This window comes from Lentzea sp. NPDC004789 (assembly GCF_053601075.1).
In genome coordinates this window covers 82,435-101,137 of record NZ_JBSGBE010000004.1, presented here as the reverse complement: position 1 = coordinate 101,137, position 18,703 = coordinate 82,435, and the positions used below count along the sequence as shown (strand labels likewise).

The following is an 18,703-nucleotide window of genomic DNA, read 5'->3' as shown; positions in this document are numbered from 1 at the left end:
AACCACGAGCTGTGATGGGGCGCTCACTGAAGTTGAGCCTCGTAGCGCCACAGTGACGGAAGCGCTGCACTGAGTACCCCTGCCGATGCCAAACAAGCCACACCGCCGATCGCCACCGTCTTCCTGATGCCGAACCGCGTGGCCATCGCACCCGCACGCAGATCGCCGAGCGCGGGCCCGACCGATCCGACGAGCATCTCGATCCCGGCCAGCCGGCCGCGCAGCTCGTCGGGGATCGTGCTGTTCCAGATCGCGCCGCGGAACGTGTCACCGAGCCAGTTCGCCGCTCCCGCCAGCGCCAGGAACGCCACCGCGAGCCAGATGTCGCGCCTGACCGCCACCCCGATCATCGCCACGCCCACGAGCGCCGCGGCGAGCAGCACCCACCGCCCGTGCCGGGTGACCCGGCTGGTCCAGCCACCCGTCGTGGCGGCCACGAGCACGCCCAGCGCCGACGCCGAGTAGAGGAACCCGACCGCCCACGGCCGGTCCGCCGCGAGGAACGGGAACAGCGCGGTGGGCAACGCGAGCACGGTGGCCGCGAGGTCGACCAGGTAGGTGCCGACCAGGTCCGGCCTGCCCGCCACGTACCGCGCGCCGTCGACGAACCTCGGCCACTCGGCGTCGGCCGCGGTCGGCACGGCACGAACGCGCGCGAGCAGCGCGACCGACACCGCGAACGTCACCAGGTCGAACGCGAACGCCGTGGTGACTCCCGCCGCGGCGATCACGATCCCGGCCGCGGCGGGCGCGAAGATGCCGCCGACGCCCCACCGCAGCCCCAGCAACCCGCCCGCCGCGACGAGCTGATCACGGGGCACCAGGCGCGGGATCATCGCCTCCAGCGCGGGTTGCTGCAGTCCCTGGATCGCGGCCGCGATCGCGGCCGACCCGAACAGGAACACCAGGCTGGTCGGGTTGACCAGCAGCAACGCCACGACCGCCGCCAGCGCGACCTCGGTGACGAGCGCGATGGTCCGCCGGTCGAACCGGTCCGCGAGCACGCCGCCGTACAGCCCGAAGGCGATCGACGGCAGCAGCTCGACCACCCCCACGGCCCCGACCGCGAGCGGTGACCCGGTGATCGCCGCGATCTGCAGCGGCACCGCCGTCATGGTGAAGACGGTGCCGAGCATGGTGACCGCACCGGACCACCAGACGAGCCGGAAGTCCTTCTGCCGCAACGGGCGTAAGTCCACGTCAGGTCTCCTTATCAGTGATAAGGGGAATTTAGCGGCGATAAGGTGACGGGTGCCAACAGGTTTTTCGGAAGGTGCTCATGGCGTTGCAGAGGGACGAGGTCGTCCGCACGGCGTTGAAGCTGCTCAACGAGGTGGGCATCGACGGCCTGAGCACCCGCAGACTGGCCGCCGAGCTGGGCGTGCAGTCACCCGCCCTGTACTGGCACTTCAAGAACAAGCGCGAGCTGCTCGACCTGATGGCCGAGCAGATGCAGGCGGAGGTCCTCCCGCCGGAGCGCCGCCCGACCGACGACTGGAGCGTGTGGCTGGCCGCCGACGCACGCGCCAAACGCCAGGCGCTCCTGGCCTACCGCGACGGCGCGCGCGTTCACCACGGCACGGTGCCCACGGCCAACGAACTGCCGGCCATCGAGTCACAGGTGCGCGCGCTGTGCGATGCGGGGTTCACACCGCTCGATGCGTTGCGACTGATGCTCGCGGTCGAGCGCTACCTCATGGGGTGGGTGACCGAGGAGCAGGCGTGGCTGCAGCACGCCCACGAGCCGCTGTACCCGGACCTGGACGACGTGCCGTTGCTGAAGGAAGCCGCCCAGGTCCTGCGGATGGAAGACCGTGACGCCGACTTCGAGCACGGTCTGATGCTGCTGATCGAGGGCGCGAAAACCACGTGCGGACGTGCGTCCGGCACCCCAGACTGCCCGCGTGGCTGATCACAAGCAGAGGACCTGGGTGTGCCCGTTGTGCCGCGCGGTGGTCACCGACGGCGGCGACAACGGGGCTGACCTCTGCGACATCTGTCAGCTGCGACCGGCCTGGGAGGCGCTGCCCCAGACCGTGCGGGACGAGATCGGCCCGATGATCGACGCGGACGGCCCGATCCGGTCGGGCTACGAGCTGGCTGAACTGGACGGAAACCGGCGCCCCACCATGGAGTACATGAAGCTGGCCTCCTACCGCGGCAGGATCGGGAAGAGGACCTGCTCCTGCACGGAGACCGACTACGGGCACGTGAGCTGGACGTGCCCGTCCTGCGACCGTCCGCTCCTGGGCTGCGACCACAACCGGGGCAGGATCTGCGCGCCCTGCCGCTCACGACCGGACTGGGAGGCGCTGCCCCAGGCCGTGCGGGACGAGGTCGGCGCGATGAGCGAGGTGATGTCCGCCGCCCACCGGCTGCGCGACCTGGACCACAACCGGCTCAGCATCTTCGACTACACGCTCATGGCGGTCTATCAGAACAGCCTGAACTCGTCCGGCTCGATCCCGCGCAACGCGTCGTAGTCCAGCACCACGCACCGGATCCCGCGGTCCTCGGCCAGCACCCGAGCCTGCGGCTTGATCTGCTGCGCCGCGAACACGCCCTGCACCGGCGCGAGCAGCGGGTCGCGGTTGAGCAGCTCCAGGTACCGGGTGAGCTGCTCGACGCCGTCGATCTCGCCGCGCCGCTTGATCTCCACGGCGACCGAGACGCCGGACGCGTCGCGGCACATCAGGTCGACCGGGCCGATCGCGGTCGGGAACTCGCGGCGCACCAGCGTCCAGCCCTCGCCCAGGGTGGTCACGTGCTCGGCGAGCAGCTTCTGCAGGTCGGCTTCGACGCCGTCCTTCTGCAGGCCGGGCTCCGGGCCGAGCTCGTGCTTGGAGTCGTGCAGCACCTCTTCGAGGGTGATGATCAGCTTCTCCCCCGCCTTGTTCTGCACGGTCCAGATGTCCGGGTCCTCGATGAGCCAGCAGGGCGGGCTCATCCAGTTCAACGGCTTGTAGGCGCGGTCGTCGGAGTGGATCGACACCGAGCCGTCGGCCTTGATCAGCAGCAGTCGCTGAGCCATCGGCAGATGGGCGGTGAGTCGTCCGACGTAGTCGACCTGGCAGCGAGCGATGACGAGACGCACCGCGACAGGCTACGGGGTGTGTCCATGAACGAGGCGTTAGGTACGGTCCGTGGCGTGGAGAGCCTTGGCACCCGTCAGGTGTACTCGAACCCTTGGATGACCGTTCGGGAGGACGCGATCCGGCGCGCGGACGGCACCGACGGCATCTACGGCGTGGTCGACAAACCGGACTACGCGCTGATCATCCCGCTGGACGGCGAACGCGTGCGGCTCGTCGAGCAGTACCGGTACCCGCTCGGCGTCCGGCGGTGGGAGTTCCCGCAGGGCACCGCGCCCGACCGCGCCGACTCCGACCCGCTGGAGCTCGCCACCCGCGAACTGCGCGAGGAGACCGGCCTGCGGGCCGGCAAGATGATCGAACTGGGCGTTCTCGACGTCGCGCCCGGCATGTCGTCCCAGCGCGGCCGCGTGTTCCTCGCCACCGAGCTCACCGAGGGCTTCCACGAGCGGGAGCACGAGGAGCAGGACATGCGTTCGGCGTGGTTTCCGCGCGCCGACTTCGAGGCGATGATCGCGAAGGGCGAGATCGCCGACGCGCAGTCGATCGCCGCCTACACGTTGCTGCTGCTCCACGAGCACGCTCAGCCCTAGCTGCGACAACCCTGGAAGGCCGCGCGGTAGCTCTGCGGTGAGGTCCCGGCGATCCGCTTGAACCTGTCGCGGAACGCCGTGGCCGATCCGAACCCGACCTTGCTCGCGATCAGCTCCACCGGCTGGTTCGTGGTCTCCAGCAGGTGCTGCGCCTGCCGCACCCGCGCCCGGTGCAGCCACTGCAACGGCGTCGTGCCGGTCTGCTCGCGGAACCGCCGGTTCAACGTCCGCGTGCTCATCCCGGCCCGCCTGGCCACGTCCTCCAGCGTCAGGTCGTTCGCCGCGTTGGCCTCCATCCACCGCAGCACGGGTTCGAGCTCCGCACCCTGCGGCGCCACCGGTGGCGTGACGATGAACTGCGCCTGCCCGCCTTCTCGCTCCAGGGGCATCACGGCCAGCCGTGCCGCGTCGGCCGCCACCGCGGACCCGTGGTCGCGGCGGATCATGTGCAGGCACAGGTCCAGCCCCGCCGCAGCACCGGCCGAGGTCAGGAACTGCCCGTTGTCGACGTAGAGCACGTCCGGGTCGACCCGGATCGCCGGATGCCGCGCCTGCAGCTCCGCGGCCGCGAGCCAGTGCGTGGTCACCCGCAGCCCGTCCAGCAGCCCGGTCGCCGCGAACACGAACGCCCCCGAGCAGATCGACGCGATCCGCGCGCCCCTCGCGGCGGCCTGCCGCAGCGCCTCGATCACCCGCTTCGGGATCACCAGGCCGGGGTCGTGCCCGGGCAGCAGGATCGTGTCCACTTCGGACAGCAACTCCAAGCCGTGCGGCACTTTCAGGTCGAACAGCTCGGCCTTGGCGGTCCTCTTCGGACCGCAGATCCGGACCCGGTACCGCCCGGTCCAGTTGAACGCGTCGACTCCGACGGCGAAGTCGAACGGGACCACGCCGTCCATCACCACCACTGCGACCTCGTGCACAGCCATCACAGTAGCTGGCGAGAATCCGTTGGAACATGGCATTCCAGCCAGTTCCGGGCACGCCTTCGCGCTCCTACCGTCGTGATCACCGACAAGCAAGGAGGAGCGGATGCTCGCTCAGGTGGTGTTGTTCGACGGGTTCGACCCGCTGGACGTGATCGGCCCGTACGAGACCCTGGCCGCGGGCGGGATCGAGGCCGAGCTGGCCGCGGTGGAGGGGCCGCGGGAGGTGCCGGCGGGCCTGGACCTGCTGTCGCTCAAGGCGACCGCCCAGCTCGACCCGAAGGCGGATCTCATCGTGGTCCCCGGCGCGGCAGCTCGGACCGATGACGAGACGATCGCCCTGCTCAGCAAGGCCGCAGCCACTCTCGCACCCGCGTTGACCGGCGCGAACACGCTCGCCACCGTGTGCGGTGGATCCTTGGTGCTGGCCATGACCGGCCTGATCAAGGGCAGGAACGCGACCACCAACCACCTCGGCCTGGCAGCGCTGGAGTCCATGGGCGTCAACGCCGTCCGCGCCAGAATCGTCGACGACGGCGACCTGGTCACCGCCGCCGGCGTCAGCTCGGGCATCGATCTCGGCATCTACCTCGTGGAACGCGAGATCGGCGCCCAGCAGGCGCTGGAAGTGGAAACCCTCTTCGCCCACGAACGCCGCGGCACCGCCTGGAGGGCCGCGTGAGCAAGCTGTTCCTCTCGCTGCACGTCCTGGCCGCGATCATCGCCGTCGGCCCGGTCACCGTGGCCGCCAGCATGTTCCCGAAAGCCGTCCGCGACAACGGCGATCCCGAGCTCCTGCACCGCATCTGCCGCGGCTACGCCCTGATCGGCATCGCGGTGCCGGTCTTCGGGTTCGCGACGGCCGGCGTGATGGGCGTGACCGGCCACCCCTGGGTGGTCGTGTCGATCGCGCTCACCACCGCCGCCGCGTTCGTGCTGGCGCTGAAGATCCTCCCCGGTCAGGAGAAGGCCCTCGGCACCAAGGACCTCAAGCACCTGGCCATGTACACGGGCATCTTCAACGTGCTCTGGGCCGCGGTCACCGTCCTGATGATCCTCAGGCCCGGCTCGACCACGGGCGCCTAGCGCTGGGCCACCGGGCGCACCACGATCTCGTTCACGTCGACGGAGTCGGGCTGCGAGATCGCGTAGGCGATCGCCTCGCCGATGGCGGAGGCGGGCAGCGCGATCTTGCGGAAGTCCTCCATCATCGACGCCGCGAAGTCCTCGGTGATGGTGTCGGCCAGCTCGGACTCCGTGACACCGGGCGAAACGACCGTGACGCGCAGGTCGTCGCGCTCCTGCCGCAAGCCCTCCGACAGCGCCCACACCGCGTACTTCGTCGCGCAGTACACAGCCGCGGTGGGCATGACCATGTGCGCGGCGATCGAGGCGACGTTCACGACGTGCCCGCCGCCGGTGAACCTCGGCAGCACGGCGGCGATGCCGTTCAGCACACCGCGGATGTTCACGTCCACCATGCGGTCCCACTCGTCGACCTTCAACGAGTCCAGCATCGACAACGGCATCACGCCCGCGTTGTTCACCAGCACGTCGACTCGGCCGTAACGCGCCACGGCCGAGTCCACAAAGGACTGGAACGACTCGCGCGAGGTCACGTCCAGCCGTGCGAAACCACCGCCGATCTCTTCGGCCAACGCCTCCAGCCGGTCCTCCCGGCGCGCCCCGAGGAACACCTGATGCCCGGCCTTGGCCAGCACGCGGGCCGTCGCCTCGCCGATACCGCTGGAAGCTCCACTGATCATCACAACTTTGCTCATGGCCACAACGATCGGCGCGAAATCCGCACCCAACCAGGACACCTTCTCCCTAGGTGTGACACACCCGGGCAGGCACCGCGAACGACGAATACCCTGAAACGCGTGCTCGGAGAGTTCCTGAAAGCCCACCGCGCCCGCGTCAACCCGGAGGACGCCGGCCTGCCGAGCCACACCCAGCGCAAGGTCAAGGGCCTGCGGCGGGAAGAGGTCGCGGTGCTGGCCGGCGTGAGCGCCGACTACTACGCCCGGCTGGAGCAGGGCCGCGAGACCAACCCGTCCGCGCAGGTGCTCGACGCGCTGAGCCGGGCGCTGCGGCTCGACACCGACGCGCGCGCCCACCTGCACCGCCTCGCCGGGGTCGTCGCCGACGAGGGGCACGCGCCGGACGTCGTCAGTCCCGAACTGCGGCGGCTCATCGACGGCCTGCACGACATGCCGGCGTTCGTGATGAACTCGCTGCTCGACATCCTCGCCGTCAACGCGCTGGCCGAGGCCCTGTACGAGCCGTTCAGCCCCGCCGACAACGCCGCCAGGATGACGTTCCTCGACCCCGCCGCCACCAGCTTCTACCCGCGCTGGCAGTGGGTCGCCCAGAGCACCGTCGCGCACCTGCGGAAGACGGCGGATCCGAAGTCCCAGCGGCTTGAGCGGATGGTGGCCGAACTCAACCGGCACCCGACCTTCAAGGAGCTCTGGGAACAGCACGACGTGCGCGGGAAGACCCAGGACGCCAAGGACTTCGTGCATCCGGCGGTCGGCCCGCTCACCCTCGAATTCCACTCGTTCGACGTCCGCGAGGCGCCCGGCCAGTTCCTGGTGATCTACCAGGCCGAGCCGGGCCCGAACGCCGACGCGCTGAAGCTGCTCGCGACTAGTCGGGCCACACGGGCGGCCGCTTCTCCAGGAACGACGCCCGTCCCTCTTTGGCTGACGGGGTCTGGGAGGTCTCGGCCATGACGGCCAGCGCGATCTCGTAGGCGTCGATCTCCGGCCGGTCCAGCTGCGCGTAGATCGCCACCTTGCCCGCGGCCTTCGACGCCCGGCTGCCCCGCGTCGCCCGCGCCAGCAGGTCGTCGACCTCGGCGTCCAGCTCCTCGGCCGGCACGGCCTTGTTGATCAGGCCCCACTCCACCGCCGTCGCCGCGTCCACGACGTCGCCGGTGAGCGCCATCTCCATCAACCGCTTGCGCCCGATCGAGCGTGCCACCGGCACCGCGGGCGTGTGGCAGAACCACCCGCCTTTCCCACCGGGCAAGGCGAAACCGGCGTCCAGCGAGGCCACGGCGAGATCGCAGGAGGCCACCAGCTGGCACCCCGCCGCCGTCGCCAGCCCGTGCACGCGCGCGATCACCACCTGCGGCACGGACTGGATGGTCTTCATCAGCGTCGTGCACAGCTCCAACAGCTCTCGCACGCCCTCCTTGTCACGGGCGTGCACGTCCGCGAAGTCGTGCCCTGCGGAGAAGACCGGGCCCTCGGCGGCGAGCACGATGCCCGCCGCGTCGGAGGTGCCCGCTTCCCGGAACGCCTCCAGCAGCTCGGTCAGGTGCTCGGCGGACAGCGCATTGCGCTTCGCCGCGCGGGTCATCGTGATGCGTACGACCGAGCCTTCACGCGCAACATCGACCATCCCAGAGACCCTAGAGCCCTACGACAGCGAGTGCACCTCCCGGATCACGGTGACGATCTCGTCCATGATCTCGGTCAGCTCGTAGTCCTTCGGCGTGAACACCCGCGCCACACCGCGCTCGCGCAGCTTGGCCGCGTCGTCCGGCGGGATGATGCCGCCGACGATCACCGGGATGTCCCCGGCACCGGCCGCGCGCAGCCCGTCGACCACCGCGGGCACCACTTCGAGGTGCGAACCGGACAGGATCGACAGGCCGACGACGTGCACGTCCTCCTGCACGGCCGCGGACACGATCTGCGACGGCGTCAGGCGAATGCCTTGGTAGACGACCTCGAAACCGACGTCGCGGGCCCGCACGGCGACCTGCTCGGCACCGTTGGAGTGCCCGTCCAGGCCCGGCTTGCCGACCAGCATGCGCAGCCGCTCGCCGATCTCCTCACCGGTCCCGCGCACCCGGTCGCGCACGCGCGCGATCTCCGAACCCGCCTCACCGGACGCCGAGGCACCGGAAACACCGGTGGGCGCACGGTATTCGCCGAACGTCTCCCGCAGCGCCTGCGACCACTCACCGGTCGTCACACCGGCTTTCGCGCAGGCGATGGTGACCTCGACGAGGTTCTGGTCGGACTTCGCGGCCTCGCGCAACGCGTCCAAAGCCTCGGCGACAGCGGCGTTGTCGCGGTCGGCGCGCCACTGCTGGATCGCCTCGACCGCGTGCATCTCGACGATCGGGTCGATGGTCTCGATCGCGTTCGCGCCCTCGGCCTGCAGCGGCGACGGCTCGGTGGTGTCGAACTTGTTGACACCGACGACGATCTCCTCGCCCGACTCGACGCGGCGACGCCGGTCCGCGAGCGACGACACCAGCTGCGACTTCATGTAGCCGGACTCGACGGCCGCGACGGCACCGCCCATCGCCTGCACGCGGTCGATCTCCTCGCGCGCACCGGCCAGGATGTCGTTGACCTTGGCCTCGATCACCGGCGAGCCGTCGAAGATGTCCTCGTACTCCAGCAGGTCCGTCTCGTACGCGAGCACCTGCTGCATGCGCAACGCCCACTGCTGGTCCCACGGGCGCGGCAGGCCCAGAGCCTCGTTCCACGCCGGCAGCTGGATCGCGCGCGCACGAGCGTTGCGGGACAAGGAGACCGCGAGCATCTCCAGCACGATGCGCTGGACGTTGTTCTCCGGCTGCGCCTCCGTGAGCCCCAGCGAGTTGACCTGCACGCCGTAGCGGAACCGGCGGTGCTTCGGGTTCTGGACGCCGTAGCGCTCCAGCGTGATCTCGTCCCACAGCTGGGCGAACGCGCGCATCTTGCACATCTCCTCGATGAACCGCACACCGGCGTTCACGAAGAAGGAGATGCGGGCAACGACGTCACCGAACTTCTCCTGCGGCACCTGACCGGAGTCGCGCACCGAGTCCAGGACGGCGATCGCCGTGCACATCGCGTACGCGACCTCCTGCGCCGGCGTCGCGCCGACCTCCTGGAGGTGGTAGCTGCAGATGTTGATCGGGTTCCACTTCGGCACGTTCGACACGGTCCACGCGACCATGTCCGTGATCAGCCGCAGCGACGGTCCCGGAGGGAACACGTAGGTGCCGCGGGACAGGTACTCCTTGATGATGTCGTTCTGCGTGGTGCCCGCGAGCGAGGCGACGTCCGCGCCCTGCTCCTCCGCCACGGAGACGTACAGCGCGAGCAGCCACATGGCCGTCGCGTTGATCGTCATCGACGTGTTGGCCTCGCCCAGCGGGATCTGGTCGAAGAGCTGACGCATGTCGCCGATGTGGCTGATCGGCACACCGACCTTGCCGACCTCGCCCTTCGCGAGCTCGTCGTCGGGGTCGTAGCCGGTCTGCGTCGGCAGGTCGAACGCCACGGACAGGCCGGTCTGCCCCTTGGCGAGGTTCCGGCGGTAGAGCGCGTTGGAAGCCGCGGCCGAGGAGTGACCCGCGTACGTGCGCATCACCCAGGGGCGGTCGCGTTCGCGGTCAGCTGGATACGGCACAGCAACCTCCCACATCGTCGTTCTCCGGAGCGTACTGGCCAGTAACCATTGCTGCGCGTGCGATTGCTCACTGAATCGAGACCACTGAGAGCATGATGAGGGGGTGACGGGCTTCTACCAGACCGCGGTCGTCTTCGGCGTGATCGGACTGCTGGTGCTGGTGTTGCGGTACTTCGCGGGCAACGACGAACGGCCCGTACCGGATCTGGACGGCACGGACTTCGGGTTGCTGAGCGAGGTCGCGCTCGTGCCCACGGAGGAGGCCGCGAACGTCCTCGTGCGGAAGCTGAAGGCGAATGGGGTGCGTGCCACGCGTTCGCGGAACGCACCGTACCGGGTGATGGTGTTCCCGGCGGACGTCGCGAACGCGCGGCTGGTGCTGAAGAGCTAGTTGCCGGTCACGGCACTAGGAAACCCGCTCGACGTCGGCACCGAGTTTGCGGAGGTTTTCCACGAACCCAGGGTAACCGCGCTCGATGTGGAAGATCTCGTAGACCTCGGTGGCGCCGTCCGCGCACAGGCCGGCCAGCACCAGGCCCGCACCAGCGCGGATGTCCGAAGCCCACACCGGCGCGCTGGACAGCTGCTCGACGCCGCGGATCACCGCGTGGTGACCGTCCGTGCGCGCGTCGGCCCCGAGCCTGATCATCTCGTCGATGAACCGGAACCGCGCCTCGAACAGGTTCTCGGTGATCATCGAGGTGCCCTCGGACACCGCGGACAGCGCGATCGCGAACGGCTGGTTGTCCGTGGCGAAACCGGGGTACGGCAGCGTCACGAAGTCGACCGCCTTCGGCCGGCCCTCCATGACGACCCGGAAGCCCTCGTCCTCGCCCTCGTAGACGGTCACCTCGGCGCCCGCCATCCGCAGCTTCTCCAGCACCAGGTCGAGGTGGTGCGGGTTCACGCCGCGCACGCGCACGTCGCCGCGCGTCATGGCGGCGGCGAAGCCCCACGTGGCGCCGACGATCCGGTCGCCGATGACGCGGTGCTCGGTCGGCGTCAGTTCCTTGACGCCGTGCACCGTGAGCGTGGACGTGCCGGCGCCCTCGATCTTCGCGCCCATCTGCGTGAGCATCAGGCAGAGGTCGACGATCTCCGGCTCGCGCGCCGCGTTGTCGATGACCGTCGTGCCGTTGGCCAGCACCGCCGCCATGAGGATGTTCTCGGTGGCGCCCATGCTGGGGAAGTCGAGCCAGATCTGCGCGCCGTGCAGCCCTTCGGCCTCGGCGACGATGCAGCCGTGCTCGATCCACGTCTTGGCGCCGAGCTTCTCCAGGCCGCTCTGGTGCATGTCGAGCGGCCGCGACCCGATCGCGTCCCCGCCCGGCAACGCCACGACCGCGCGCTTGCACCGGCCGACCAACGGGCCCAGCACGCAGATCGACGCCCGCAGCTTGCCCATCGCCTCGGAGTCGGCGTGGTAGCTCAGCTCCTGCGGCGTCGTGATCCTCGCCACGTCACCTTCGAGCTCCACCTCGCACCCGAGGCTGCGCAGGGCGTCCGCCATCAGCGGCACGTCGAGGATGTCCGGGCAGTTGGTGAGGGTCGTCGTGCCCTCGGCGAGCAGGGCTGCGGCCATCAGCTTGAGGACGCTGTTCTTGGCGCCGACGACATCGACCTCGCCGACCAGACGTGCGCCACCGTGTACCCGGAAATGCTCGCTCACGCGGCAATCCTACGTACGGCCATAGAGTGCCGGTCATGGCGGTACATCTCACCAAGATCTACACGCGGGTCGGCGACGACGGCACGACCGGACTCGGCGACTTCTCGCGCGTTCCGAAGACCTCGCCTCGCATCGAGGCGTACGCGGACGTCGACGAGACGAACGCGGCTCTCGGCGTGGCCCTGGCGCTGGGACAACTGGCGGAGGACGTGCACGACGTCGTGCGCAAGGTGCAGAACGACCTCTTCGACGTCGGAGCGGACCTCTGCACGCCGATCGTGCCGGACCCCAAGTACCCGCCGTTGCGCATCACCCAGGCCTACGTGGACCGCCTGGAGGGCTACTGCGACACGTTCAACGAACGGCTGGGCAAGCTCGACTCGTTCATCCTGAACGGCGGCACCCCCGGCGCGGCCCTGCTGCACCAGGCCCGCACGATCGCCCGCCGCGCGGAACGGCGTGCGTGGGCGTTGATCGAGGACGACGCCGAGCACACGAACGTGCTCACGGCGAAGTACCTGAACCGGTTGTCGGACCTGCTGTTCATCCTGGCCCGCGTCGCGAACCCGGACGGCGACGTGCTGTGGCAGCCCGGCGGAAACGCCTAGCTGGCCCAGGGAATGCTGCGGCCCGGAGGCGCTGACTCCAACCAGGACAGGAACCCCGTCAGCGCGTCCGGGCCCATCGCGATCTCGACCTCGCCACCGGGGACGCGGCACCGCAGCACCGTGGCGCCGACGGGCATGGCGTAGGCCTCCGGCCCGGTCGGTTCACGGCGCGCGTCGATCTCCAGCCCGTCCCGGGAGATCAGCTGGTTCGGGCCGGACCCGAGCGAGAGCACCCGGAACCAGGCGAACGAGTCGCCCCGGTAGTGCCCCACGCCCAGGTGCCAGCCACGTCCACGATCGTCGAACTGGCTGCGCAGAGCGACGTGCACGCCACCCTCACGCAGCAGCCGGATGCGACGCCAGGCGAAGTAGGCGATGACGACCGCCACCCCAAGAAGGATCAGTCCGGCAATCTCGGTGATCCCCACGGCTGCGCCCTCGCGCCCGGTCTCAGGCCGACTGTTCCACGGCCCGCACGCGCGCTGCCGCACGTGCGCGCTCGGCATCGTCCGAGTCCTGCAGCGCCGACCGCGCCGCGTCCACGTCGATCTCGCCCGCGAGCTCGGCGTCCTCGGCGAGAACGGAAACGCCGGTGCCGGTCACGGAGAGGAAGCCACCGTGCACGGCGGCGGTGACGAGGCCACCGTCCGTCGTGCGGATGCGCACCACACCACCCTCGACGAGCTGACCGAGAACGGGCTCGTGACCGGGCAGGATGCCGATCTCGCCCTCGGTCGTCTGCGCCGATACAGAGGTGGCCTTGCCGGACCACAGGCGGCGTTCAACGGCGACCAGTTCAACGGTCATCTCGGCCACGCGTATCTCCCTCGTCGTCTGGAGTCGATCTGAGTCTAAACGGTCGCCCGGCCGGCTCGCCGCCCGCCCGGTCCTGAGCCATCGCCGAACCACGTCGCGATCGCCTCGTCGAGCCCGTCCCCGCCGGCCCACGCCACGACACCGTCCGGCCGCACGAGCAGTCCTGGCAGCTCCGGCTCGTCCTGGCAGCGCGTGCTGACCGTGCGCACGCGATTCCGTGAGACGTCCGGCACGCCGCCGAGGTCCAGCAGCAGTCCACTGCCGTCGTGCAGGTGCTCGGCGAGCGTCGTGCCGTCGGCCAGCACGAGGTCCGGCGCGCTGCGGCCGATGAGCGGGTGGTCTCCTGGCAGGTCGTAGCGGTGCCACACCCCGGAGATCTTCTTGGCGAAGTAGGTCGTGACCGCCGTCGTCCCGATCAGCTCTCCGACGATGTGACGCAGGGCGCGAGCGTGCGAGTCGGGCCGCATCAGCGCGATCTGGGCGCGGGTCCACTCCAGCACCCAGGCGCCGATGGGGTGGCGTTCGGCGGTGTAGGAGTCGAGCAGGTTCTCCTCCGCCCGGCCCCGCACCACCTCCGCGAGCTTCCAGCCGAGGTTCACCGCGTCACCGATCCCGAGGTTCAGCCCCTGCCCGCCGAACGGCGAGTGGACGTGCGCGGCGTCTCCGGCCAGCAGCACGCGGCCGAGCCGGTACGAGCTCACCTGCCGGGCGTTGTCGGTGAACCGGGTGGCCGAGACGACCTTGGTGATCGTGACGTCGACCCCGGACACCGCGCGCAGGCTCTTCTCCAGCTCGTCGCGGGTGATCTCGGCGTCGCGGTCGGCCGGCGGCCCGTCGAACTCGACGGTGAGGATGCGGCCCGGCACGGGGCCGTGCGCGTAGATGCCGGTCGGCGTGGTCTGCCAGCCGCGGCCGAGCCGCTCGTGGCCCTCCATCTCCACGATCGCCTGGTGCCCGGTGATCTCCGGTGCCGTGCCGGGGAACTCGAACCCGGCCAGCTTGCGCACCTGGCTGCGGCCGCCGTCGCAACCGACGAGCCAGCCCGCCTGCCACGTCCGGTCGCCCGCGTGCACGGTGACGCCGGTGTCGCTCGCGTCGAAGCCGGTCAGCTCGACGCCCCGCAGCACCTCCACGCCGAGCTCGGCGGCCCAGTCGCCCAGGATCGCCTCGATCTGCTGCTGCGAGACGAACCCGACCTCACCAGCCGGGCCGCGCCCCTGGAAGGCCGGGTCGCCGTCGTCGAAGTTCTCGGCGGACAGCCAGAGCCCGCCGAAGTGGCCGGCGAACTTGGGCGGTGTCGCGTCCTGGGGCGCCTTCTGGCCACCCGCCTTGGCGAGGAAGGAGCGGAAGTGCCCGAAGGACTCCTCCTGCGCGGCGACGAGCCGGGGCAGCAGGCCGCGCCGGTGGAAGGCCTCCGCGGTGGGCACGTTGATCGAACCGGCCTTGATCGTCAAGTCCGGTTCGGTCAGGCGCTCCAGCACGGCCACGGAGACGCCGCGCAGCCGCAGTTCACAGGCGAGCATCAGGCCGGCCGGACCGGCGCCCGCGATGATCACGTCATGGGTCATGCAGAAAACTGTACTCGACTCAAAATTCAGCCGGGTATAGTTTTCGCATGACGTCGTTGCGCGAGCGGAAGAAGGCCGAGACCCGGCAGCGGATCGCCGACGTGGCGACCGTGATGTTCGTGATGCGCGGCTTCGACAACGTGACCATCGCCGAGATCGCCAAGGCCGCGGACGTGTCGAAGGTGACGGTGTTCAACTACTTCGCACGCAAGGAGGACATCTTCTTCGACCGCTACCCGCAGGCCGAAGAGCTGCTCACCGCGGCCGTGCGCGACCGTTCGGCGGACGAGTCACCGCTGCGGGCGTTGCGGCGGCTGTTCGTGGAACTGGCCGAACAGCAGCACCCGCTGGGCGGGTTCCACGAGCGGTACCCGCCTTTCTGGCACACGGTCGTGGCGTCACCGGCCCTGCGCGCACGGGCCCGCGAGGCCGTCGACGAACTGCAGGCCCTCCTGGCCCGGTTGATCGCCGAGACCAGCGACGACCCCACGCCCGCCATCACCGCCGCGGTGATCATGGCCGCGTATCGCGCGGTGTTCACCGACAGCGTCGCCCGCATGCTCGCGGGTGACCCCGCCGACGAGGTGACCGCCGATCACATCGACGCCGTCAACCGCGCCTTCGACCGGATCGCGGCCGGGCTGACTTAGTCCCCGTGCCACGACCGCCAGAGCGCCGCGTACGTGCCGCCCCTCGCGACCAGATCACGGCCGGACCGACCTAACCCCCGTGCCACGACCGCCACAACGCCGCATACGTGCCACCCCTGGCGACCAGATCGTCGTGAGACCCCAGCTCCACGATCCGGCCCGCGTCCACCACCGCGATCCGGTCGGCGTCCCGCGCGGTCTGTAGCCGGTGCGCGATCGCGATCACCGTGCGGCTCTCCCGCACGGCCGCGATGGCGCGCTCGGCGTGCCTGGCCGTGGCCGGGTCCAACGACGACGTCGCCTCGTCCAGCACCAGGGTGTGCGGATCGGCGACCTCCACCCGTGCCAGCGCCAGTTGTTGTGCCTGCGCGGGATCCAGCTCCACGCCGCCGGCTCCCAGCCTGGTGTCCAGCCCTTCCGGCAGCTCGTCGAACCAGCGGGCGCCGACGGTCCGCAGCGCGTCGAGCAGCCGTTCGTCCGGCGCGTCCGGCGCGGCCATCGCCAGGTTCTCCCTGAGCGTCCCGATGAACACGTGGTGCTCCTGCGTCACCAGCACGATCGGCTGCTCGCCCGCGGCCACGAGATCCGCGACCGGCACTCCGCCCACGAGCACAGAACCCCCGGCGGGCCGGTCGACCCCCGCGATCAACCTGCCCAGCGTGGACTTGCCCGCACCGGAGACGCCCACGACCGCGAGCCGCTCTCCCGGCTGCACCACGAGATCAACGCCGTGCAACACCTCGTGTCCGTCCACATAGGAGTATCGGACCCCGCGCACCTCGACGCGGTCGTCCTCGGGTTCACCGACCGGCGGCACGGGTTCGGCGTTGGCCCCGATCCCCTCGATCCGCGCGAACGACGCGGCACCGCGTTGCACGAACTCGACCCACATCAGGATGCGGTCCATCGGTTCCACCAGCCGCCACGTCCACAACGCCCCCGTGATGACGACCTCGATGCCGACGCCGTCGGCGGAGTAGGCCACACCGCCCACCAGCAGCACCAGCACGGTCGGCAAGGTGTTGACGAACGAGCCCACGGGGAAGAGCACGTTCCGCAGCCGCAACGTCCGCAGCCGCGCCTGGTACGAGCGCGCGATCGTGTCGTCGGCGGCGGCCACCATCCGGTCGCGCAGTCCGTAGGTCTCGATCGTCCGGCTGCCCTCGCCGACGGCCGCGGAGATCTCCGCCACGTCGCCGTTGGCCTCGCTCTCCAAGAGGTACGCGCCGCGAGCACGTGCCAGATACCAGCGAAGCACCCACATGACCAGCGGCGTGCCGACGAACGCCACCAGCCCGAGCACCGGATCCAGCAGGAACATCGCCACGAACACCACGACGATGTGCACGACCCCGGTGAACACCTCGGGCACGCTGTCCCGCAACGCCTGCCCGACCGTGCCGACGTCGCTCGTCACGCGGGTCAGCAGATCGCCGGTGCTCAGCCGGTCCACCACCCGCGCCGGCAGGGCGAGCGAACGCGCCACGGCCTCCTCCCGCAACGCGGCCAGGAACCGTTCGCCGAGCCGCGCGGTCTGCAGGGCGCTGTACCGCACCAGCAACAGATGTGCGACCGCCGCGCCGAGCACGCCCAGCGCCATCAGGTCCACAGTGGACACCGTCAGCCCGCCGCGCTCCACGCCGCCCACGATCTTGCCGAGCAGATACGGGCCGACGAGCCCGACCAGTGCCGTCAGCACGGTGAGCACGAGCACCGCGGCCGCCGTCCGCCGTTCGCCCCGCATCAGGCGCACGGCCGCCAGCCGCACCTCGCGCCGGTCCGCGATCGGCAAGCGGTTCATCGGCTCTGCTCCAGTTCTTCCCGCACAACGGAGGAATCCAGGTGCACCACGCGGTCCGCCTGCCCCACCCACAACGGTGACGACGACACGACCACGGTGGTCCGCCCGAACCGCGCTTCCTTCACGCGCCTGGCCACCGCCGCCTCGGTCACCGCGTCCAGCGCCGACGTCGGTTCCACCAGCACCAGCACGTCCGGTTCGCTCAGCAACGCCCGCACGAGCCTGAGCCGTTGCCGCTGGCCGCCGGACACGTTGCGCCCCTTGGCCTCCAGCTGCGAGTCGAGCCCGTCCGGCAACGCCTCCACGACGTCCACCGCGGCCGCCGCCCAGATCGCCTGCTCCAGCTCGATGTCGTCGTGCTCGGCCACCGACACCGCCTCGCGCACGGTCCCGCGGAACAGGTAGTCGTCGTTGTCCGCCACCACACCGGGCAACCGTTCGACCGCGTCGCGCGCCGACGCCGAGTTCGCGGACACGACCACGGTCAGCACGCCGCGCTGCACGTCCAGCGGCTCGCCGGTGTCGTCGGCGTCCCGCCGCAGGGTCAGCAGATCGACCACCCGCCGCGCCGACACCAGTGCCCGCGGAATGGCGTCCGCGCCTTCCATGAAGAAGCTGACCGGGACGATCAACGTCGTGACGTACAGGTACACCGCGAGCATCTCGGGAACCGTGATCGTCCCGCTGACCGCCATCCGCGCCACGATCCACGTGACCACCGCGAGGAACAGCGCCGGCAACCCCCACGTCAGCGCCTGCACCCAGCTCAACCAGGCGGAGACCCGGTAACCGTCCTTCAGCACCTCCCGCGACATGGCCCGGAAGCGCTCCTCGAACGCCGGCTTGCCCCCGATCCCGGACAACACCCGGAGGCCGGACACGATGTCCCCGGCCCGCGAAGTCAGTTCCCCCTGGCGGTGCCGGTATCCCGCCTCCACCGCGTGCAGCCTGCTCATCACCGGCCCGGTCGCCACCGCCAGCACCGGAACGCCCAGCAACACGACAACGGCGAGGAGCACCGAGATCTTCAGCAGCAGCACGGCCGTGACCACGTACGCGATCACCGCGCCCACGCCGGGTCCGGTGCTGGTGAGCGCATGCGCGATCCGCGCAGTGTCCCCGTTCTGCAGATAGGTCAGCTCACCCGTGGACAGCTTCCGCCGCACGACGCCACCAAGCGTCGTGACGTGCCGGACGACGACCTGCGCCGTCCTGAGCGCCGCATCGGTGCGCACCAACGTCATCGTGCGGTGCCTCGCCACCCCGACGAGAGCCAGCAACACCGCCGCGACGACCAACGCCACGCACCACCACACCAGGGCCGCGCGGTCGGCCGCCCGAAGCGCCTCGACCGCCTGCGCGATGAGGTACGGCGGCAGGATCAGCCCGCACATCCACAACGACCCCCACCACGCCCCCGCCAACACCCGTCGGCGCTGCATCCGCACCAGCCACCACAGGTACCGCCAGGCCGATCGGGTGTCGGGCGTGCCCGGATCGTCGTAAGGCGCGTGTCGGGACATGCCCCGACTCTGCCATCACCCCGCACCGCGCCA

21 protein-coding genes are annotated in these 18,703 nt (G+C 70.1%); 9 read left to right on the top strand and 12 right to left on the bottom strand.

What is annotated here, in order from left to right; translation table 11 throughout:
- Positions 1–23: 23 nt before the first annotated feature.
- Positions 24–1,199: an MFS transporter gene (locus ACWEIJ_RS10850; RefSeq protein WP_449836952.1), complete on the bottom strand. Its 1,176-nt coding sequence runs from the start codon at positions 1,197–1,199 to the stop codon at positions 24–26.
- Between the two features lie 80 nt (positions 1,200–1,279).
- Here ACWEIJ_RS10850 and ACWEIJ_RS10845 point away from each other — a divergent pair, with 80 nt between their 5' ends.
- Positions 1,280–1,912 (top strand): TetR/AcrR family transcriptional regulator C-terminal domain-containing protein, encoded by a 633-nt coding sequence (locus ACWEIJ_RS10845; RefSeq protein WP_449836951.1) that lies wholly within the window; start codon positions 1,280–1,282, stop codon positions 1,910–1,912.
- Positions 1,905–2,483 carry a hypothetical protein gene (locus tag ACWEIJ_RS10840; protein WP_449836950.1) on the top strand — a complete coding sequence of 193 codons (579 nt, stop codon included), beginning with the start codon at positions 1,905–1,907 and terminating at the stop codon, positions 2,481–2,483. The genes ACWEIJ_RS10845 and ACWEIJ_RS10840 overlap by 8 nt, the downstream gene beginning before the upstream one ends.
- On the opposite strand, the gene nucS is transcribed toward ACWEIJ_RS10840, so the two are convergent.
- Positions 2,435–3,094: an endonuclease NucS gene (gene nucS / locus ACWEIJ_RS10835; RefSeq protein ID WP_449836949.1), complete on the bottom strand. Its 660-nt coding sequence runs from the start codon at positions 3,092–3,094 to the stop codon at positions 2,435–2,437. The genes ACWEIJ_RS10840 and nucS overlap by 49 nt on opposite strands.
- Positions 3,095–3,190: 96 nt before the next feature.
- Between nucS and ACWEIJ_RS10830 the strand changes: the two genes are divergently transcribed.
- A complete protein-coding gene (locus tag ACWEIJ_RS10830) occupies positions 3,191–3,685 on the top strand; it encodes an NUDIX domain-containing protein (protein WP_449836948.1) in 495 nt (164 codons plus the stop codon).
- On the opposite strand, the gene ACWEIJ_RS10825 is transcribed toward ACWEIJ_RS10830, so the two are convergent.
- On the bottom strand, positions 3,682–4,608 hold the full coding sequence (locus ACWEIJ_RS10825) for a GlxA family transcriptional regulator (protein ID WP_449836947.1): 927 nt from the start codon (positions 4,606–4,608) through the stop codon (positions 3,682–3,684). The two genes, ACWEIJ_RS10830 and ACWEIJ_RS10825, sit on opposite strands and share 4 nt — an antisense overlap.
- 109 nt (positions 4,609–4,717) lie before the next feature.
- Here ACWEIJ_RS10825 and ACWEIJ_RS10820 point away from each other — a divergent pair, with 109 nt between their 5' ends.
- Both ACWEIJ_RS10820 and ACWEIJ_RS10815 read left to right on the top strand, forming a co-directional pair.
- On the top strand, positions 4,718–5,293 hold the full coding sequence (locus ACWEIJ_RS10820) for a DJ-1/PfpI family protein (RefSeq protein WP_449836946.1): 576 nt from the start codon (positions 4,718–4,720) through the stop codon (positions 5,291–5,293).
- Entirely contained in the window at positions 5,290–5,697 is a 408-nt protein-coding gene (locus tag ACWEIJ_RS10815) for a hypothetical protein (protein WP_449836945.1), read from the top strand. The genes ACWEIJ_RS10820 and ACWEIJ_RS10815 overlap by 4 nt, the downstream gene beginning before the upstream one ends.
- Here ACWEIJ_RS10815 and ACWEIJ_RS10810 read toward each other — a convergent pair.
- Complete coding sequence (locus tag ACWEIJ_RS10810; protein WP_449836944.1) at positions 5,694–6,392, bottom strand: SDR family oxidoreductase; 699 nt, start codon at positions 6,390–6,392, stop codon at positions 5,694–5,696. The two genes, ACWEIJ_RS10815 and ACWEIJ_RS10810, sit on opposite strands and share 4 nt — an antisense overlap.
- Before the next feature lie 102 nt (positions 6,393–6,494).
- On the opposite strand from ACWEIJ_RS10810, the gene ACWEIJ_RS10805 reads away from it, so the two are divergent.
- The gene (locus tag ACWEIJ_RS10805) at positions 6,495–7,349 is read left to right on the top strand and encodes a helix-turn-helix transcriptional regulator (RefSeq protein ID WP_449836943.1); all 855 of its coding nucleotides are present in this window, start codon (positions 6,495–6,497) and stop codon (positions 7,347–7,349) included.
- Here ACWEIJ_RS10805 and ACWEIJ_RS10800 read toward each other — a convergent pair.
- Positions 7,264–8,022: an enoyl-CoA hydratase-related protein gene (locus ACWEIJ_RS10800; RefSeq protein WP_449836942.1), complete on the bottom strand. Its 759-nt coding sequence runs from the start codon at positions 8,020–8,022 to the stop codon at positions 7,264–7,266. The genes ACWEIJ_RS10805 and ACWEIJ_RS10800 overlap by 86 nt on opposite strands.
- 18 nt (positions 8,023–8,040) lie before the next feature.
- Positions 8,041–10,035, bottom strand: coding sequence for a protein meaA (locus ACWEIJ_RS10795; RefSeq protein WP_449836941.1), 1,995 nt, complete (start codon positions 10,033–10,035; stop codon positions 8,041–8,043).
- Between the two features lie 103 nt (positions 10,036–10,138).
- On the opposite strand from ACWEIJ_RS10795, the gene ACWEIJ_RS10790 reads away from it, so the two are divergent.
- Complete coding sequence (locus ACWEIJ_RS10790; RefSeq protein WP_449836940.1) at positions 10,139–10,426, top strand: hypothetical protein; 288 nt, start codon at positions 10,139–10,141, stop codon at positions 10,424–10,426.
- A gap of 15 nt (positions 10,427–10,441) precedes the next feature.
- Here the strand turns inward: ACWEIJ_RS10790 and murA are convergent, their stop codons facing one another.
- A complete protein-coding gene (gene murA, locus ACWEIJ_RS10785) occupies positions 10,442–11,704 on the bottom strand; it encodes a UDP-N-acetylglucosamine 1-carboxyvinyltransferase (RefSeq protein WP_355436631.1) in 1,263 nt (420 codons plus the stop codon).
- A gap of 35 nt (positions 11,705–11,739) precedes the next feature.
- On the opposite strand from murA, the gene ACWEIJ_RS10780 reads away from it, so the two are divergent.
- Positions 11,740–12,312 carry a cob(I)yrinic acid a,c-diamide adenosyltransferase gene (locus tag ACWEIJ_RS10780; protein ID WP_449836939.1) on the top strand — a complete coding sequence of 191 codons (573 nt, stop codon included), beginning with the start codon at positions 11,740–11,742 and terminating at the stop codon, positions 12,310–12,312.
- Here ACWEIJ_RS10780 and ACWEIJ_RS10775 read toward each other — a convergent pair.
- Genes ACWEIJ_RS10775 through ACWEIJ_RS10765 form a run of 3 tightly spaced genes read right to left on the bottom strand, consistent with a single transcriptional unit; the run spans position 12,309 to position 14,696 of the window.
- Complete coding sequence (locus ACWEIJ_RS10775) at positions 12,309–12,740, bottom strand: DUF2550 domain-containing protein (RefSeq protein WP_355436637.1); 432 nt, start codon at positions 12,738–12,740, stop codon at positions 12,309–12,311. The two genes, ACWEIJ_RS10780 and ACWEIJ_RS10775, sit on opposite strands and share 4 nt — an antisense overlap.
- Positions 12,741–12,762: 22 nt before the next feature.
- A complete protein-coding gene (locus ACWEIJ_RS10770) occupies positions 12,763–13,128 on the bottom strand; it encodes a F0F1 ATP synthase subunit epsilon (protein WP_449836938.1) in 366 nt (121 codons plus the stop codon).
- A gap of 35 nt (positions 13,129–13,163) precedes the next feature.
- Positions 13,164–14,696, bottom strand: coding sequence for an FAD-dependent monooxygenase (locus tag ACWEIJ_RS10765; protein WP_449836937.1), 1,533 nt, complete (start codon positions 14,694–14,696; stop codon positions 13,164–13,166).
- 47 nt (positions 14,697–14,743) lie between these two features.
- Between ACWEIJ_RS10765 and ACWEIJ_RS10760 the strand changes: the two genes are divergently transcribed.
- Complete coding sequence (locus ACWEIJ_RS10760; RefSeq protein ID WP_449836936.1) at positions 14,744–15,346, top strand: TetR/AcrR family transcriptional regulator; 603 nt, start codon at positions 14,744–14,746, stop codon at positions 15,344–15,346.
- A gap of 70 nt (positions 15,347–15,416) precedes the next feature.
- On the opposite strand, the gene ACWEIJ_RS10755 is transcribed toward ACWEIJ_RS10760, so the two are convergent.
- Both ACWEIJ_RS10755 and ACWEIJ_RS10750 read right to left on the bottom strand, forming a co-directional pair.
- Positions 15,417–17,147: an ABC transporter ATP-binding protein gene (locus tag ACWEIJ_RS10755; protein ID WP_449836935.1), complete on the bottom strand. Its 1,731-nt coding sequence runs from the start codon at positions 17,145–17,147 to the stop codon at positions 15,417–15,419.
- On the bottom strand, positions 17,144–18,670 hold the full coding sequence (locus ACWEIJ_RS10750) for an ABC transporter transmembrane domain-containing protein (protein ID WP_449836934.1): 1,527 nt from the start codon (positions 18,668–18,670) through the stop codon (positions 17,144–17,146). Before ACWEIJ_RS10750 ends, ACWEIJ_RS10755 begins: the two co-directional genes overlap by 4 nt.
- Positions 18,671–18,703: the final 33 nt, after the last annotated feature.